This window comes from Dactylosporangium sp. CS-033363 (genome assembly GCF_050942475.1).
Lineage (GTDB): Bacteria > Actinomycetota > Actinomycetes > Mycobacteriales > Micromonosporaceae > Dactylosporangium.
Window position 1 is genome coordinate 2,603,662 of sequence record NZ_CP192032.1, and the last position, 16,037, is coordinate 2,619,698.

Here is a 16,037-nt window from a genome sequence, read left to right on the forward strand (position 1 = left end):
TGCGTTCCCTTCAAGAGCGATGACTAGCGCGGGGCCATGCGGATGGCACCGTCGAGCCGGATGGTCTCGCCGTTGAGCATCGGGTTGGCGACGATCGAGGTGACCAGCTGCGCGTACTCGGCGGGATGACCCAGCCGGCTCGGATGCGGCACCTGCGCGCCCAGCGAGTCGCGGATCTCCTGCGACACCTGACCCAGCAGCGGCGTCTCGAACGTGCCGGGCGCGATGGTCACGACTCGGATCTTGAGTGACGCGAGGTCGCGGGCGACCGGCAGCGTCATCCCGACGATGGCACCTTTGGACGCCGAGTACGCCGCCTGCCCGACCTGCCCGTCGAACGCCGCCACGGACGCCGTGTTGACGATCACCCCGCGCTCCTCGCCGTCGACCGGATTGCCGGCCATCGCGGCCGCGGCCAGGCGCAGCACGTTGAAGGTGCCGACCAGATTGACCCGGATCACCCGCTCGAAGTCGGCGAGGGGGAACGGCCCCTGCTTCCCGACGGTCCGGAACGCGTTGCCGATGCCGGCGCAGTTGACCAGCACCGCCAGCCCTCCGTCGTCATTGGCAAGATCGACCGCCGCTTGTACCGCCTGTTCGTCCGTCACATCAGCGCCCGCGAACCGGACCGCGGCGCCCAGCGCGTCGAGCCGCCCGCGGTCGGCACCCGGCAGATCGAGGGCCACCACCCGGGCCCCGGCGGCGGCGAGGGCTTCCACCGTCGCCAGCCCGAGCCCGGACGCGCCCCCGGTCACCAGTGCCTGTTTGCCCCGGACCTCCATGCCACGACCTCCGCACCCGATTGACTGAGTTAGCGATCGCTAAGCTAGCGTACTTAGCGAGCGTTTGCTAGGTTCTGGAGCGGCCGAGAGGAGTGACATTGAGCGACTGGCGGGAGTACCCCCCACTGGAGCTGCAGCCCCTCCTGGCCCTGGCGCTGGACGAGATCGTCGAGCACGGCTACGACGGGACCTCGGTCCGCAAGATCGCCAACCGGGCCGGGGTCACCGTGCCCGCGCTCTACTACCACTTCGAGAACAAGCAGGCCATGCTCCGCGAGCTGCTCGACCACGCGATGCGGATCGTGCTGGCCCACGCCCGGGCCGCGCTGGACGAGGCCGGGACCGACTGCACGGCGCGGTTCAGCGCGCTGGTGGAGGCGATCGTGCTGTACATGGCCCACCACCGCGACCTGGCGTTCCTGGACTCCGAGCGGCGCAGCCTCACCCCGGAGAACCGGGCCCGCTACGTCGAGCGGCGCGACGAGCTCGAGCGCGAGCTGCGCGACACCATCCGCGGGGGCGTGGCGCAGGGCGTGTTCCGCACCCCGCACCCCGACGAGTGCGGCCGCGCGATCCTCTCGATGTGCCAGGGCGTGGCGGGCTGGTTCCGTCCCGGCGGCCCGGTCGACGCTTCCGCCATGGCTCGCCGGTACCGCGACCTCGCGCTCGCCACAGTGCAGTACCAGGGTCTGGAGGCACGATGAGCGGCCCGTTGGACGCGTTCCGGCTCGACGGCCGGGTCGTGGTCGTCACCGGTGCCAGTTCCGGCCTCGGGCTGGGCTTCGCGCGGGCGGTCGCGGCCGTCGGCGGCACCCTCGTCCTCGGCGCCCGGCGCGTGGACCGCCTTCAGCAGCTCGCCGAGGAGCTCCGCGAAGCGGGTACGACCGTGCTCGTCCAGGCGGTTGACGTCACCGTGCCGGAGCAGTGCCAGGCCCTCGCCGACGCGGCGGTGGCGGACTTCGGCCGGGTCGACGTCCTCGTCAACAACGCGGGCCTCGGCGGCTCGGTGCCGGCGCTGCGCGACACCCCGGACTCGTTCCGCCAGATCGTCGACGTGAACCTGCACGGCACCTTCTGGATGGCCCAGGCCTGCGCGCGGGTGATGCCGGCCGGGTCCTCGATCGTCAATGTGGCGAGCGTGCACGGCGTCGTGGCGTCGCGGTACCCCGGAGCCTCCTACGCCGCCAGCAAGGCGGGCGTGATCGGCCTGACCCGCGACCTCGCCCAGCAGTGGTCCCGCCGCAAGGGGATCCGGGTGAACGCCCTGTGCCCCGGCTACGTCGCCACCGAGATGACGGCGCACGGCGAGGACAACCTGCGGGCCATGGTCGCCGAGCACAGCCTGCTGGGCCGCTTCGCCGAGCAGTCCGAGGTCGACGGCGCGCTGTTGTTCCTGGCCAGCCCGGCCTCCTCGTACGTCACCGGAACGACGCTTCTGGTCGACGGAGGCCTCGCCGCCACCATCTGAGCCCGTACAATCGCGCCCGGATCCATTCCGACGAGGGTCAGGGAGCGGTGCATGGCCAAGGCGGCCGAGACGGCGTACGAGGCCATCCGCGCCGGCATCCTGACCGGCGAGTTCGCCCGCGGCCAACGGCTGCGCGAGGAGGAGCTGGCCGCGCGCGCCGGCGTCTCCCGCACCCCTGTCCGCGAGGCCCTGCGCCGCCTCGACGCCGAGGGCCTGGTCGACTTCGCCCCGAACCGCGGCGCCCGGGTGGTCGCCTGGTCGGAGCAGGAGCTCGAGGACAACTACGAGGTCCGCGCCATGCTGGAGAGCTACGGCGCCCGCCTGGCCGCCGAGCGCATCACCGACGAGGAGCTCGACGCGATCGCCGAGATCGCCGCCCGCATGACGGCCCTGTCCCGCAAGGGCGCGGCCGCCGCCGACGAGCTGACCGTCCTCAACGGGGACTTCCACCGCGCGATCCTGCGGGCCTCCCGGCACACCCAGCTCGACAGCATCGTCCGCGGCATCATGGACACGCCGCTGATCTTCCGGACCTTCCAGCGGTACGGCGGCGAGCGCATGCGCACGAGCGTCCGCCAGCACGCCGAACTCGTCCAGGCGTTGCGGGCCCGCGACGGCGCCTGGGCCGAGGCGGTCATGCGCGCGCACATCCTCGCCGCCCGCTCGACGATCGTCGCCTCCCTCCGCGAGGAGGGGGAGGACGACGAGGGCTGATATTCGCGCGACTGCGCCGAAGGGCGCTGCTAGCGTGGTTGGTGCAGATGGTGCCCGGTGCGCAGGCATCGGATACTTCTATTTGGGATAGAGAGGTCGCGGGTGCAACTCCCGCCGTCCCGACTCGACGGGGCGTAGCTCAGCAGTAGAGCGCTGACAGTCCCGGCGCCGCTTTGAACTCGGGCACATCTGCATCACCGGGCGCGCTTGCGGCGCATCCACACCACCGCGGTTCCGGCCAGGGCCAGCAGCGCGGCCCCGGCGAGGGCCGGCGTTGCCGCGCTCGAGGACGTGGCGGTGAGCCGGGGCTCGCCGGCCGAAGGCGCGGCGGAGTTCGCCGCCAGACCCGCGGACCCGGTCGCGACGGCCGAGGGAGCAGCCGCAGGAGCAGCCGCAGCAGCAGCCGTAGGAGTGGCCGCCGCTGACGTGGTGGTGGCGACGGCGGCGAAGACCACGTCGGAGCACGAGTAGTACGTGTCCTCGGTGCTGGTGTTCTGCCAGATCGTGTAGATCAGGTGCGGGCCCGTCTTGCCCTTCGGCAGCGTGGCCTTGATGGTGTAGGCGTTGTCCTGCACCGCCGGGTCGGTCGCCGCGGCGAACGGCGCCGTCTCCAGGTCCGACCAGCGCAGCGCCCGGGTCGGGGAGTAGCCGTCCTTGGTGACGTAGAGCCGGAAGCTGCCCCTGTGCGCGATGGTCTCGGAGTACCGGAACGTGAACGCCGCCCCGGCCGTGAGCCTGGTCGAGGGCCAGTCCGCGCGGGCCAGGTCGAGGCCCCGGTAGGCGTTCAGCCCGGCGCTGCACAGCTTGCCGTCCGGGATGACCTGCCGGTCGCGGCCGTTCACGCCGGCCACCCGGATGTTGTCCCAGTCGGCCACGTCGGCGCCGGCGGCGGTCGCGGCCTTGCAGGCGGCCGAGCCCTTCTGCTGGGACGTGCCCGCCCCGCACGCGTACGCCCGGCTCACCGGGCTCGACGGCGCCCCGTGCGCGTGCGCCGGGGCCGGCGGCAGGACCAGGACGGCCAGCACGCCGGCCGCCAAGGCCGCGACAAACCTCGAGTCATCCACCTGAGTGGTACGGGTATGAGGCCGCCAGGGTTCACAAAGCGGAGCGCCCCTTGAGCCAGTCGGCCAGCGTGTCGGCCACCGTGTCGCGGTTGACCTCGGCGTCGGCGAAGTAGTGGTCGCCGGGCAGCGTCACGAACTCCTTGTCCGTGGCGGCCGCGCCGTCGTACAGGCCCTGGGCGTCGCTCGGGAACACGCCGCTGTCCGCGTCCGGCTGGACCACGAGCGTCGGCAGGTCCATCCGGGCCAGGTGCTTGGCCGCCACGCAGTCCGACTCCTCCAGGCTGAACATGTTGAGCCAGGTGCGCATGGTGTTGACCACGCCGACGCCCATCACGCCGTAGTTGGCTCGACGAGGGTCGCCGAAGTAGCACATGGGAGTCGGGCGGTTCGACGGGTCGATGGACGGGTCGACGTAGCGCGGGTCGGCCCAGGTGCGGCCCATGGTGAAGATGCGGTCGCGGGCCGGGCGGTCCCGCCACGCGTCGAGCTGCTCCTTGCACCAGGCGGTCAGCCGGTGGTTGCGGGCGATCTGCGCGGCCCGGTAGCGCTCCAGGAAGTCCGCCGAGTAGGTACCGCCGTGCCGCGGGTCGTACATGTCCAGCTCGGGGTCGACGGCGTTCGGGTCGTGCTCGTCGGTCACCGACGGGTCCATGGTGCGCGTGATCCACTCCGGGCGGCCCGGGTGCGCGGCCAGGAACACCATCAGGTCGCCCGGCGGCAGGTGCAGGGCCGGCTCGAAGACCTTGGTCCGCCCGTACGCCGGGCGGATGTTCGGTTCCCGCGACTGGGAGTGGTACGCGGCCATGAGCGAGCCGCCGCCCGAGTTGCCCAGCAGCACCACCTGCTCGACCCCGCGGTCGCGCAGCAGCTGCACGCCGACGCCGATCTCGGCCAGGGCGTGGTCGAGGCTGAAGAGGTGCTCGGCGCCCCGGAAGCGGGTGTTCCAGCCCAGGAACCCGTAGCCGCGCTCGGCCATCCGGGTGGCCATGTAGTGCTCGCTGAAGTCGACGTTGTAGTGCGCGGCGATGAACGCGGTGCGCGGGGCGCGGCCGGACGGGGTGTAGTAGACGCCCTGGCACGGGTGGCCACCGGCGCCCGCGCGGCCGAGGGCCGGCGACGGTACCCCGATGAACTCTTGGTCGATGGCGGTCACGCGGAGTCCTCCCCGTGTTCGTTGGGCCAGGCTGGCAGGTCGGTCGAGGGCCGGCCGGTCCAGGCCGGGCGGCGGTGCTGCAGGAAGGCGGACACGCCCTCGCGGGCGTCGGGGCGCTCGAGCAGCGCCTCCATCACGAGCCGCTCGGTGCGGCCGTGGGCGAACGGGTCGGCGTCCACGGCCTCCCAGAGCAGGCGCTTGGTCGCCGCGACCGCGACCGGGGCGGCGTGCTCGACGATCTCGCGGGCCAGGGCCTGGGCGCGGGGGAGCACCTGGTCGCGCGGCAGCGCCGAGATCGCCAGCCCCCAGGCGACCGCCTCCGGGCCGGTGAAGCGGCGGCCGGTCAGCAGCAGCTCCTGCGCGCGGCCCAGGCCGACGTGCCGGACCAGGTTCCAGTGCCCCAGCCACTCCGCGGTCACGCCCAGCCGCACGAACGGCAGCGCGAGCACGGCGTCGTACGCGACGATCCGGATGTCGCACTGCATGGCCAGGGTCAGCCCGGCGCCGACGGCCGCGCCCTGCATCGCGGCGACGATCGGCTTGCGCACCTGGTACGGCGCGATCCACCCCGGAACCGGCCGGTCCGGCTCGGCACCGCCGAAGCCGTCCTCGGTCATCTCGGAACCGGCCGAGAACGCCTTCCCGGCCCCGGTGAGCACGATCGCGCCCACCTCGTCGGCCGTGTCACACCAGCGGAGTACCGCACTGAGCTCGTCGAGCATGACGCGGTCGATCGCGTTGAGCCGGTCGGGCCGATGCAGGGTCACCGTGGCGACCCCGGCGTCCGTGTCGAAAAGCAAGCAGGTGAGCCCACCGGGTCGTGCCACGGATGCCGTGTCCGTCCAGGCGAACGTGTACTCCTCGTACCGCATCACACCGCCCCGGACGGGTCGTAGCCGTGCGGGCCGAGCCGCTCGAGCCCGGACAGCACCTGGCCGGACGCGCTGATCCCGGCCGTCTCGCGGGCCAGCGCCTTCGCGTTCTCCATGTCGAAGTGGGCCGTCACGACCACCTTCTGGGCGTAGAGACCGCCGCCGGCCTGGATGACGGTCACGTGCTTCCAGCCGCCGTACGAGTCGGCGGTGAAGTCGCGGATCGTGTGGAACAGCCGCATCCGGTAGTCGGCGTCGACGCCCTCCATGGTGCGCATGTACTTGTGCAGGTCGGCCGCGGTCTCCGGGTTCTGCAGGTCGCGCAGGGACGGCGCGGTCAGCACCGAGCCGCCGGCGATGTCGTGCAGGTTGCGCACCATCGTGCTGAACTCCGCGGCCGCGTGGTACTTGGCGGCGTTGGTGAACAGCTCGTCCGGCGAGGCCCAGCCCTCCGGCGTGAAGGTGGAGTGGCTCATCGCCGCCTCGAACGCGGCGCGGATCAGCGTCGCGTACGTGATCATCTCGGCGATCTTGTCCTTGATGTGCGGGATCCTCTGCAGCCCGTTGGCCTCGGCGATCAGCTGCGCGAGCCCGACCAGCGTGTCGGCGAGGCGCACGTAGCTGCCGACGCTGCCGAGGCGCTCCCACAGGCCCAGCGAGTGCACGAACGTCGCCGAGTGCTCCAGCTCGCCGGCCAGGAAGACCCGCTCGTTGGGCACGAACACGTCGTCGAAGACGATGAGGCCCTCGGTCATCACGTGCCGGGAGCTGTACGGGTAGAAGTCCGGGTCCAGGTCGGGCCGGGGCGCGAACGAGGCGTTGATGATGCGGACTCCGGGGGCGTTCAGCGGTACCGCCGCGGCGATGCTCCAGTCCTCCTCGCCCGGCTTCATCCGCTTGGTCGGCATGACCATCACGTCGTGCGACACCGCCGCCGAGGAGATGTGCATCTTCGCGCCCCGGATGACGACGCCGTCGGCGCTGCGGTCGACGATCCGGACGTACAGGTCGGGGTCGTCCTGCTTGCCCGGCGGCAGCGCGCGGTTGCCCTTGGCGTCGGTGATGCCCTGCACGATGCGGATGTCGCGGCGCTTGCTGTCCTCGAAGTAGGCCAGCGCCCGCTCGGCGTACTCCGGGTGCTGCGCCCGCATCCGGCTCGCCGCGGTCAGCACCATGAGCAGGCTGGCCGACGTCGAGATGGTGGGGAAGTCCCAGTGCAGCTGGCGTTCCTGGGACTCGCGCAGCTCGTCGACGGAGGTCGGGATGAAGAAGTACGGCCCGTGCACATCGTCGCCCGGCTGGTAGTGCCGGTCGTAGCCGAGCGCCGCGGCGAGGGCGGGCCCGCGCAGGAGCGGTTCGGCGGTCACGTCGGGCACCGAGTGGCCGTTGACGAAGACGCGCCGCCCGTCCCGGAGGGATTGCAGGTACTGGTCTCCGGTAAGCATCAGGACGGCTCCTCAACATCGGGTTCGGCGAGCAGCTCACGCAGCCGCAGCTTGTCGATCTTTCCGGCGGGGTTGCGGGGGAAGGCGGCCACCACGACGATCCGCTGCGGCACCTTGTAGCTGGCCAGCCGCCCGCGGCAGTGCTCCTTGACGTCGGCCGCCGACGGCGCGGGGTGGCCCTCGCGCAGCGCCACGACCGCGGTGACCACCTGGCCCCAGTGCGGGTCCGGCTCGCCCACGACCGCGATCTCGGCGATCGCCGCGTGCCCGCCGACCACGTCCTCGATCTCGACCGGGTAGACGTTCTCGCCGCCCCGGATGATCATCTCGTCGGCCCGCCCGGCCAGGTGCAGGAAGCCCTCGGGGTCCTTCCAGGCCAGGTCCCCGGCGACGAACCAGCCGTCGCGGACGGCCTGCGCGGTCAGGTCGGGCCGGTCGAGGTACCCGCTCATCACGGTGTCGCCGCGGCTGGCGATCACGCCGATCTCGCCGTCCGGCACCTCGGCGCCGAACGGGTCGAGCAGCCGCACGTCGCAGCCGAAGGCCGGCCGGCCGATGGTGCCGAGCAGCCACTCGTCGCCGGCCAGGGCCCGCCGGTGGTCCTCGGGCCGCAGCACGAGCTGGCCGCCCGCCTCGGTGCCGGCGCCGAACCCGTTGTGCAGGTCGCAGCCGAAGACCTCGACCATGCGCCGGATGACGGACGTGGGCATGGGCGCCCCGCCGTACATGATGGACCGCAGTCCCGAGAAGTCCGCCTCGGCGAGGCGAGGGTGCTCCAGCAGCTGGATGATCATGCTGGGCACGAGCGTGGTGTGCCGCACCCGGCCGGAGCCGAGCCAGGACAGCGCCAGGTCGGCGTCCCACTGCGGCATGACGACCGAGGCCCCGCCGCGCGCCAGCCCGTACAGCAGATGCCCGAACCCGGCCGCATGGAACAGCGGCGCCCCGGCGTAGATCAGGTCCCCCGGCCGCAGCCCCAGCTCGAGAATCCCGGACTGGGTGATCGCCTTGATCATGCGCTGGGACTGCAGGACGCCCTTCGGGGTGCCGGTCGTCCCGCTGGTGAACGAGATGCTGAGGATGTCGTCGTCGTGGCTGACCGCCGCGAGCTCGCCGCCGTCCGGCCCACTGGCCAGGAACTCCTCGTAGCCCGACTCGAACGCCACGGCCGTCGTCAGGCCGCACTCGTCGACGATTCCCTGGTACCGCGCGCTGTAGAAGATCGTCCGCGCCCCGCTCGCGGCCAGCACGGTGCGGATCTCGGCCGCCGACAGCCGGAAGTTCAGCGCCACGTAGGTCGCGCCCAGCTTCATGCACGCCAGCAGCACCTCGACGTACTCGGGGGAGTCCACCGCGAGCAGCGCCACCCGGTCGCCGCGCCCGATCCCGATCCCCTGCAGCGCGCGGGCCAGCCGGGTGATCCGCGCGTCGCCCTCGGCGTACGAGCGGGTCCGGCCGTCGGCGGCGAGCAGGAAATCGGCCTGCGGGGTGAACCGGGCGTGCAGCGTGACCCAGTCGCCCGGCGCCAGCCCGGAGAGCTGCGTCATCGGCCGACCTTGCCGGCGTAGAACGAGGCGAGCTGGGTGTCCTCGCCATGGGCGGCGAGCACGGAAGCGGTCAGGAGGCGGGGCTGCTGGCCCGTGGAGTCGAGCAGCTGGCGGTTGGAGACGGCGCGGCGGTAGTACAGGTGGGCCGGGTGCTCCCAGGTGAAGCCGATCCCCCCGTGCAGGTGGATCGCCTCCCGCGTGATCTCGGCGCCGACCCGGCCGCAGTACATCCGCGCGACCGCCAGCCCGGCCAGCGACTCCGGCCGCCGGCCGATCGCGTCGTTGTGCTGCACCGAGCGCACCGCGACCGACAGCGCCGAGCGGGCCCGCTCCAGCGCCACGAGCAGGTCGGCGCATTTGTGCTTGACCGCCTGGAACGAGCCGATCGGGCGGCCGAACTGGGTGCGGACCTTCACGTACTCGACCGTCATCTCCAGCGCCCGCTCGGCGGCGCCCACGCACTCGGCCGACATGCCGAGGATCGCGCCCTGGCGGATCGCGGCCACCCCGGCACGGGCCCGGTCCTGCTCGGCCACCAGCACCGCCCGGGCGCCGTTGAGTCGCACGGCACCCATCCGGCGGGTCAGGTCGAGCGTGTTGAGCGGGACGACCTCGACGCCCGGGTCGGTCGCGTCGACCCAGAAGAAGGCGTGGTACCCCTGGTAGTCGGCCAGCACCAGCAGCGCGTCGGCCGCCGTCGCGTCCACCACGCAGGGCAGCTCGCCCCGGATCTCGAAGTCGCCGTCCGGGCCCGCCTTGGCGTGCGGATAGTCCAGCGGGAACTTCTCCTCGATGGGCAGCACCGGCACCGCCACGAGCTCGCCGGCCGCGATCCGCCGCAGCCGGTCGTGGTTCGCCCCGTCGTCGGTGAGCGCGACCAGCGCCGCGGCCACGAGCGAGGTGGTCAGGAACGGCCCGTCGTCCAGGGCCCGGCCCAGCTCGGTGTGGACCGCGACCTCCTCGGCCAGGCCCATGCCGGCGCCGCCGAACTCCTCCGGAATCCGTACCCCCGGCAGCCCCAGCTCCCCCGCCTGCCGCCGCCAGCGCTCGCGGTCGAGCCGCCGGACCGCGGCCGGGTCGAACGTCCCGCCGCGCAGGGCGGCCCCCGGGTCCCGCGCGAGGTGCTCGCGGACGACCTGCCGGAGCTGCTCGATGTCGTCCATCTCAGGCACTCTTCTCGCTGACGGGGCGCTCTTCGCGGGGGAGGCCGAGCACGCGCTCGGCGAGGATGTTGCGCTGGATCTCGTCGCTGCCGCCGGCGATGCGGTGCGAGGGGGCGCTGAGCAGCAGCTGCGACCACGAGTAGGTGCCCCAGGCGCCGGTGTCGGCGACCATCCGGTAGCCCAGCAGCCGGGCCGCCACGTCGGAGTAGTACTCCATGTCGGACGTCGTCATGAGCTTGACCACCGACCCCGGTGCGGGCCCGCTGGCGTCGCGCAGCCGCGTCGCCGTCTCGTGCAGCACCTGCTCGCGGGCCCAGCACTCGGCCAGCAGGTCCTGGATGGCCGGGTCCTCGATCGCGCCGGTCGAGCGGGCCAGCGCGAACAGCCGGATGACCGGCTCGATCATGATGCCGTTGTGGGCCCGGCCGAGCACCGAGCGCTCGCTGCCGACCGTGGTCATCGCGATGTTCCAGCCGCCGTTGACCGGGCCGAGGCGGCGGGCGTCGGGCACCCGTACACCGTCGAGGAACACCTCGTTGAAGTGCTCGGAGCCGGTCACCTGGCGCAGCGGCCGCACGTCGATGCCGGGGGAGTCCATGTCGATGAGGAACACGCTCAGGCCCCGGTGCCGGCTCTCCGGCGGCCCGGTGCGCACGAGGAGCTCGCCGAGCTGCGCGACGTGCGCGAAGGACGACCAGACCTTCTGCCCGGTGACGATCCAGTCGTCGCCGTCGCGGACCGCGGTGGTGCGCAGGCTGGCGAGGTCGGAGCCGGCCTCCGGCTCGGAGAAGAGCTGGCAGCAGATCAGGTCGCCGCGCCAGATGCCAGGCAGGAACTGCCGCTGCTGATCCGGCGTGCCGTGGGCCAGGATGGTCGGCGCCACGATGCCGTGGCTGACCATGTAGGTCGAGGTGGAGGGCACCTCGTACTCCGCGGCGATGCCGGCGACCAGCTCCACGTACTCGTGGTCGAGGCCGCGCCCGCCGAGGCTCGCGGGGCCGTCGAGCCAGGCGAGCCCGGCGTCGAACAGCTCCCGCTGCCACGTCTGGGCCCGGGCGACCTCCTCGGCCTCGTCGTCCGGCTGGGTGAGCCCGACGCCGACCACGTCGTCGTCCCCGACGCCGTGCAGCATGCCGCGCCGCTCGCGCCGCCGCGCCCGGGCCGAGAAGAACGCGTGCGCTTCGGCCGCCACGGATTCGCGCGTCGTCGGCGTGGTCATCGGGTCCTCCTGCAGGTTGTGCGCTGGTTCGGTGTTCATACGCGGGCGCTGTCGTCGTCCGCCTCGGCCTCGCGACCGAGGTAGGCGGAGACCACGCGGGGGTCGCGGGCGATCTCCTGCGGCGTACCGCGGGCCAGCACCGCCCCGGCCTCCAGAACCGTGACCCGGTCGCAGGTGCTGAGCACCAGGTCCACGTTGTGCTCGACGAGCAGGATGCTCATGTCCCAGTCCCGGGCCAGGGTGCGGATGAGCGTGCCGAGCTCGCGGGACTCCTCGTCGCTGAGCCCGGCCGCCGGCTCGTCCAGCAGCAGCACCCGCGGGTCGGCGGCCACCGCGCGGGCGATGGCGACCAGGCGGCGCTTGCCGAACGCGAGCTCGCCCGGTTTGCGGTCGAGGTCGTCCTCCAGCCGGAACTCCCGGATGGCGGCGAGCGCGGGCGGGGTGAGCTGGATGCGGCCCGGCACCACGAGGTCGCTGAGGTAGCGGCGGGCGCCGTCGTCGTCGCACGCGACCGCGAGGTTCTCGCGCACCGAGAGGTCGGCGAACAGCTCCAGGGACTGGAAGGAGCGCGCCATCCCGGCCCTGGCCCGCCGCCGCGCGCTCCACGGCGCGATCGAGGTGTCGTCGAGCCGGATGGCGCCGCGGGCGGGCCGCACGAACCCGGTCAGCGCGTCGATGACGGTCGTCTTGCCGGCGCCGTTCGGGCCGATCAGCCCGTGCACCTCGCCGGGGACCAGCTCCAGCGACACGTCGTCGACCGCGACCACCCCGCCGAACTGCACCCGCAGGCCGTCCACGTGCAGCGTCCGCGAGGGACGGCGGTCGTGCGCGGGCGCGTCGGTCGCCGCCGGCTCGACGGGCTTCGGGCGCTTCGGGCGGGCCGGGATGCGCACGAGACGCCCGATGCGGCGCACGAGATGGGCGTTCATCTCGTACAGGCCGTTGCGCCCGCTTCGCAGCACGTACAACAGGAACAGGCCGCTGACCAGTGGCAGGTAGCTCTCCAGGTTGTCCACGCCGTGCAGGATCTGGGTGCCGACGCCGCCGGGCAGCAGGGTGGACGCGAACACCGCGCCGCCGATCGTGCCGATGCCGCCGACGACCGCCATGCCGATGACCGTGATCGAGGTGAGCACGTCGAACTGGGCCGGGAGGACGGCGACGCCCTGGAAGGCCAGCAGGACCCCGGCGAGCGCGGCGAGCGCCGAGGCGACCGCGAACGCGTAGAGCTTGCCGACGAGCACGTTGACGCCGAGGGCCGCCGCCGCCCGCTCGTTGGAGCGCACCGCGAGCAGCCGCCGCCCGACCCGGCCGCGGCGCAGGTTGGCCACGGCCAGCGCGCTCAACGTCAGCGCGGCGAGGGTCACGAGGCCGTAGTTGTACGGATGCTTGATCGCCCCGAAGTCCCAGCCGAAGATCGACGGCTCGCCGATCAGGATGCCGACGTCGCCGCCGGTGAACTTGAAGTCGCTGAGTACCAGGCTGAACAGCACGATGCCCATGCCGAGGGTGGCGATGGCGAGGTTGATGCCCCGGGTCCGCAGGGCCGGCAGCGCGACCAGCACGCCGACGATCGCGGCGGCCACCATCGCGCCGATCAGCGCGGGCAGGAAGCTCCAGCCCGCCCGGGACACGAAGGTCGCCGCGGCGAAGGCGCCCGACCCGGCGAGCACGTACTGGGCCAGGGAGAGCTGCCCGGCGTACCCGGTGACCACCGTGACCGACAGCGTGAGGATCGCGAACGCCATGGTGACGGTCAGCGCCTGCGCCCAGACCGGCGAGACCACGAACGCGATGAGGAACGCGAACACGCCCACCACCACGACCGTCGGGATCACCCGGATCCGCCCGTCGCCCACGCTGGGCAGGCGCTCCAGCACGTGACTGCGCAGGGGGAGCGAGCTGCCGCGCAGTACCAGATAGGCGACGATGACGATGAAGGGCACACTGTCGCCCCAGCCCGTCACCGTGACGTAGCGGGTGATCAGGGACTGCACGACGCCGATGCCCAGGGCGCCGGCGAAGGCGATCGGGAACGAGACGAACCGGGCCAGCAGCGCGGCCGCCAGGGCCGGCACGATGAGCAGGGTCAGCTGGGTCGGCTGCAGGTAGGTGATCGGGCCGATCAGCGCGCCGGCCAGCGCCGCGATCCCGGCCGCGAGGGCCCAGTTGGCGATCGCGATCCGGTCCGGGGAGTGGCCCAGGCTGGCGACGGCCCGCTGGTTCTCGGCCATGGCGCTCGCCACCCGCCCGAACGACGTCCAGCGGAAGACCGCGTACAGCGCCGTGGCGAGCGCGGCCCCGATCGCCAGGATGATGATCCGGTCGACGCCGAGGCTCGCGCCCGGCAGCGGCTCCACCGCGTTGGTGGGCAGGAACCCGGGCACGCTGATCGGGCCCACGCCGTAGCGCAGCACGGCCAGGGCCTGCAGGGTGAGCAGCACGCCGAGGGTCGCGATGACCCGCTCGATCGGCGAGGAGGTGCGCATCGGCCGCAGGATCAGGTACTGCACGGCCACGCCGAGCAGCACGCCGACCGCGGTCGCGGCGATGACGGCGGGGACGGCGGGCCAGCCGGCGGCCACGCGGAACTCGTAGTACGCGTAGCCGCCGACCATCACGAGCGAGCCCTGCGCGAAGTTCACGATCCCGGAGCCCCGGTAGATCAGCACGAGCCCCTGCGAGAGGAGGCTGTAGATCGCGCCGATGCCCAGGCCGAGCAGGAGGAACTGGACGACTTCCACGATCACTCCGTTCCGGTCGCGGTGGCGTCACCGAGGTAGAGGGACTCCACGGCGGCGATGCCGTCGGCCGCGTCGCCCGCGGCCGCGACGGCCCCGCGCCGCAGCAGGTACCAGCGGTCGGCGACCGCCATGGCCCGGCGGGCCTGCTGCTCGACCAGCAGCACGGCCACCCCCTCGGCGTCGGCCGCCCGCCGCAGCGCGGCGAACAGGCGGTCGACCACGAGCGGCGCGAGGCCGAGGGACAGCTCGTCGAGCAGCAGCGCGACCGGGTTCGCGGCCAGCGCCCGGGCCAGCGAGAGCATCTGCTGCTCGCCGCCGGACAGCAGCCCGGCCCGGGTCGCGAGCAGCGGCTGGAGCTCGGGGAAGAGCTCCAGCGCCCGCTCGATGCGACCCGGCCCGAGCAGCAGGTTGTCGCGCACGGACATGCCCATGAGCACCGAGCGCTCCTCGGGCACGAAGCTCATGCCCATGCGCGCGCGGACGTGGAGCGGGGCCGTCGTGACCGCCCCGCGCCACCGGACCTCGCCCCCGATCGGCGGCAGTTCGCCGGCCGCGGTGAGGATCGTCGTCGACTTGCCCGTCCCGTTGGCCCCGAGGAGCGCGACGATCTCGCCGCGCATCACCTTGAGGTCGACGTCGCGCACCACGGCCAGGTCGTCGTAGCCCGCGCTGAGTCCGCGCAGCTCGAGGACTGGTGCATCCTCATCCACCACTGCCGCCGCTGACATCTACTTGGTGCCCAGCGGGTCGATCGCGTCGCCGTCCTGCTTGAGCGTGCCGCCCGTCGCCTCGGACACGTAGACCTTGAAGGTCGGCACCCGGGGGTAGGTCGCGTTCACCGGCGGGTTCGGGATGCCGGCGTAGTCGGGCACGGTGCCCAGCACGATGGGCTTGTCGAGCTTGTCCAGCAGGCCGGTGATCGCGGCGGCGGTGACGTTGCCGCCGAGCCGCTTCACGATCTCGACCAGGAACGTGACCGAGCTCCAGGTGCCCAGCGAGCCGTTGTCGGTCACGGCCTCGGGGTGGTACTTGGCCATGTCGTCCAGGAACTGCTTGACCTGCGGGATCGCGGTGTTGGTCACGGGTACCGCGGACGAGGTGATGAACACGTTGTTCGCGAGGTCGCCGAGGGCCTTCTGATCGGCCGGCTTGAAGATGTTCGCCAGCGTCGCGATGTTGCCCTTGAAGCCGGCCTGCCGCACGGCCCGGATGATCCGCGGCGCGTCGGTCGCGGTCGAGGCCACGGCGATCGCGTCCGGGGTCTTGGCCAGGGCGGAGGAGGCCACGGCGCTGAAGTCGGGGGCGCCGAGGGGGGCCAGGATGCGGTACGACTGGGCGCCGCCCGCCTTGGCCCCGTTGGCGATGTCGTCGGCGGCGGCGTAGGCGGCGGCCGCGTCGGCCACGATGACCGCGATGTTCTTGCCGCCCTTGTTGGCCAGCAGCCGGCCCAGGCCGACCTGCATCGACTGGGTGCCGCCGGTGATCGGGTAGGAGACCTTGCTGGTGCCCTCGGTGGGGCCGCCCGAGCCGGCGCCGGCCAGCCACGGGATGCCGGCCGCCTCGAGCACCGGCAGCTCGGCCGGGGCCTGCGAGCTGGCCGCGCCGACGACCGCCACGACGCCGTCACTGACCGCCTGCCGGGCGCAGGCCGCGCCGGTGTTGGCGTTGTAGGCGTCGTTGCAGTACGTCACCTCGATCTTCCGGCCGTCGATGCCGCCGGCGGCGTTGATCGACTGGACGTGCGCGTCGAGGCCGGCCTTGGCGTCCTTGAGCGACAGGTTCGGGCTCTCGAAGGTACCGATCTGCATGATCTTGATCGGGCCGCTGTTGGAGGCGGCGGCGGCTCCGGGCTGGTCCTCACCGCGG

The 16,037-nt window shown here is 72.7% G+C and carries 14 protein-coding genes; 3 read left to right on the plus strand and 11 right to left on the minus strand.

The genetic code is table 11. From position 1 onward, the window contains the following. Window positions 1-23: 23 nt before the first annotated feature. Window positions 24-782 carry a 3-hydroxyacyl-CoA dehydrogenase gene (locus ACQPZ4_RS12020; RefSeq protein WP_433059064.1) on the minus strand — a complete coding sequence of 253 codons (759 nt, stop codon included), beginning with the start codon at window positions 780-782 and terminating at the stop codon, window positions 24-26. Window positions 783-880: 98 nt separating this feature from the next. On the opposite strand from ACQPZ4_RS12020, the gene ACQPZ4_RS12025 reads away from it, so the two are divergent. The 3 genes from ACQPZ4_RS12025 to ACQPZ4_RS12035 are packed head-to-tail and all read left to right on the plus strand — an operon-like array spanning window position 881 to window position 2,964. Beyond that, window positions 881-1,486, plus strand: a complete 606-nt coding sequence (locus ACQPZ4_RS12025) for a TetR/AcrR family transcriptional regulator (protein WP_433059066.1) — start codon at window positions 881-883, stop codon at window positions 1,484-1,486. Beyond that, a complete protein-coding gene (locus tag ACQPZ4_RS12030) occupies window positions 1,483-2,250 on the plus strand; it encodes an SDR family NAD(P)-dependent oxidoreductase (protein ID WP_433059069.1) in 768 nt (255 codons plus the stop codon). The genes ACQPZ4_RS12025 and ACQPZ4_RS12030 overlap by 4 nt, the downstream gene beginning before the upstream one ends. Before the next feature lie 51 nt (window positions 2,251-2,301). Then, window positions 2,302-2,964: a GntR family transcriptional regulator gene (locus ACQPZ4_RS12035; RefSeq protein ID WP_433059071.1), complete on the plus strand. Its 663-nt coding sequence runs from the start codon at window positions 2,302-2,304 to the stop codon at window positions 2,962-2,964. Between the two features lie 194 nt (window positions 2,965-3,158). Here the strand turns inward: ACQPZ4_RS12035 and ACQPZ4_RS12040 are convergent, their stop codons facing one another. From ACQPZ4_RS12040 to ACQPZ4_RS12085, 10 genes are all read right to left on the minus strand, one after another. Beyond that, window positions 3,159-4,028: a lytic polysaccharide monooxygenase auxiliary activity family 9 protein gene (locus tag ACQPZ4_RS12040; protein WP_433059074.1), complete on the minus strand. Its 870-nt coding sequence runs from the start codon at window positions 4,026-4,028 to the stop codon at window positions 3,159-3,161. Between the two features lie 31 nt (window positions 4,029-4,059). Beyond that, window positions 4,060-5,181: a hypothetical protein gene (locus ACQPZ4_RS12045; RefSeq protein ID WP_433059077.1), complete on the minus strand. Its 1,122-nt coding sequence runs from the start codon at window positions 5,179-5,181 to the stop codon at window positions 4,060-4,062. Beyond that, window positions 5,178-5,981 carry an enoyl-CoA hydratase/isomerase family protein gene (locus ACQPZ4_RS12050; RefSeq protein ID WP_433059080.1) on the minus strand — a complete coding sequence of 268 codons (804 nt, stop codon included), beginning with the start codon at window positions 5,979-5,981 and terminating at the stop codon, window positions 5,178-5,180. Before ACQPZ4_RS12050 ends, ACQPZ4_RS12045 begins: the two co-directional genes overlap by 4 nt. A 71-nt stretch (window positions 5,982-6,052) precedes the next feature. Continuing rightward, window positions 6,053-7,498, minus strand: coding sequence for a 4-hydroxyphenylacetate 3-hydroxylase N-terminal domain-containing protein (locus tag ACQPZ4_RS12055; protein WP_433059083.1), 1,446 nt, complete (start codon window positions 7,496-7,498; stop codon window positions 6,053-6,055). Next, window positions 7,498-9,045, minus strand: coding sequence for a class I adenylate-forming enzyme family protein (locus ACQPZ4_RS12060; RefSeq protein WP_433059086.1), 1,548 nt, complete (start codon window positions 9,043-9,045; stop codon window positions 7,498-7,500). Before ACQPZ4_RS12060 ends, ACQPZ4_RS12055 begins: the two co-directional genes overlap by 1 nt. Beyond that, window positions 9,042-10,208 (minus strand): acyl-CoA dehydrogenase family protein, encoded by a 1,167-nt coding sequence (locus ACQPZ4_RS12065; protein ID WP_433059088.1) that lies wholly within the window; start codon window positions 10,206-10,208, stop codon window positions 9,042-9,044. The genes ACQPZ4_RS12060 and ACQPZ4_RS12065 overlap by 4 nt, the downstream gene beginning before the upstream one ends. A 1-nt stretch (window position 10,209) precedes the next feature. Then, window positions 10,210-11,466, minus strand: coding sequence for an acyl-CoA dehydrogenase family protein (locus ACQPZ4_RS12070; protein WP_433059091.1), 1,257 nt, complete (start codon window positions 11,464-11,466; stop codon window positions 10,210-10,212). Further along, window positions 11,463-14,171: an ABC transporter permease subunit gene (locus tag ACQPZ4_RS12075; protein WP_433059094.1), complete on the minus strand. Its 2,709-nt coding sequence runs from the start codon at window positions 14,169-14,171 to the stop codon at window positions 11,463-11,465. The genes ACQPZ4_RS12070 and ACQPZ4_RS12075 overlap by 4 nt, the downstream gene beginning before the upstream one ends. 2 nt (window positions 14,172-14,173) lie before the next feature. Continuing rightward, the gene (locus ACQPZ4_RS12080; protein WP_433059097.1) at window positions 14,174-14,881 is read right to left on the minus strand and encodes an ABC transporter ATP-binding protein; all 708 of its coding nucleotides are present in this window, start codon (window positions 14,879-14,881) and stop codon (window positions 14,174-14,176) included. A gap of 18 nt (window positions 14,882-14,899) precedes the next feature. Continuing rightward, the gene (locus tag ACQPZ4_RS12085; protein ID WP_433059099.1) at window positions 14,900-15,979 is read right to left on the minus strand and encodes an ABC transporter substrate-binding protein; all 1,080 of its coding nucleotides are present in this window, start codon (window positions 15,977-15,979) and stop codon (window positions 14,900-14,902) included. Between the last annotated feature and the right edge of the window lie 58 nt (window positions 15,980-16,037).

Bases quoted from the DNA above. Each gene is read 5' to 3' on its own strand.
- ACQPZ4_RS12020 (WP_433059064.1), bottom strand. From the start codon at position 782: ATGGAGGTCCGGGGCAAACAGGCACTGGTGACCGGGGGCGCGTCCGGG.
- ACQPZ4_RS12030 (WP_433059069.1), top strand. From the start codon at position 1,483: ATGAGCGGCCCGTTGGACGCGTTCCGGCTCGACGGCCGGGTCGTGGTC.
- ACQPZ4_RS12035 (WP_433059071.1), top strand. From the start codon at position 2,302: ATGGCCAAGGCGGCCGAGACGGCGTACGAGGCCATCCGCGCCGGCATC.
- ACQPZ4_RS12055 (WP_433059083.1), bottom strand. From the start codon at position 7,498: ATGCTTACCGGAGACCAGTACCTGCAATCCCTCCGGGACGGGCGGCGC.
- ACQPZ4_RS12060 (WP_433059086.1), bottom strand. From the start codon at position 9,045: ATGACGCAGCTCTCCGGGCTGGCGCCGGGCGACTGGGTCACGCTGCAC.
- ACQPZ4_RS12065 (WP_433059088.1), bottom strand. From the start codon at position 10,208: ATGGACGACATCGAGCAGCTCCGGCAGGTCGTCCGCGAGCACCTCGCG.
- ACQPZ4_RS12070 (WP_433059091.1), bottom strand. From the start codon at position 11,466: ATGAACACCGAACCAGCGCACAACCTGCAGGAGGACCCGATGACCACG.
- ACQPZ4_RS12085 (WP_433059099.1), bottom strand. From the start codon at position 15,979: ATGCAGATCGGTACCTTCGAGAGCCCGAACCTGTCGCTCAAGGACGCC.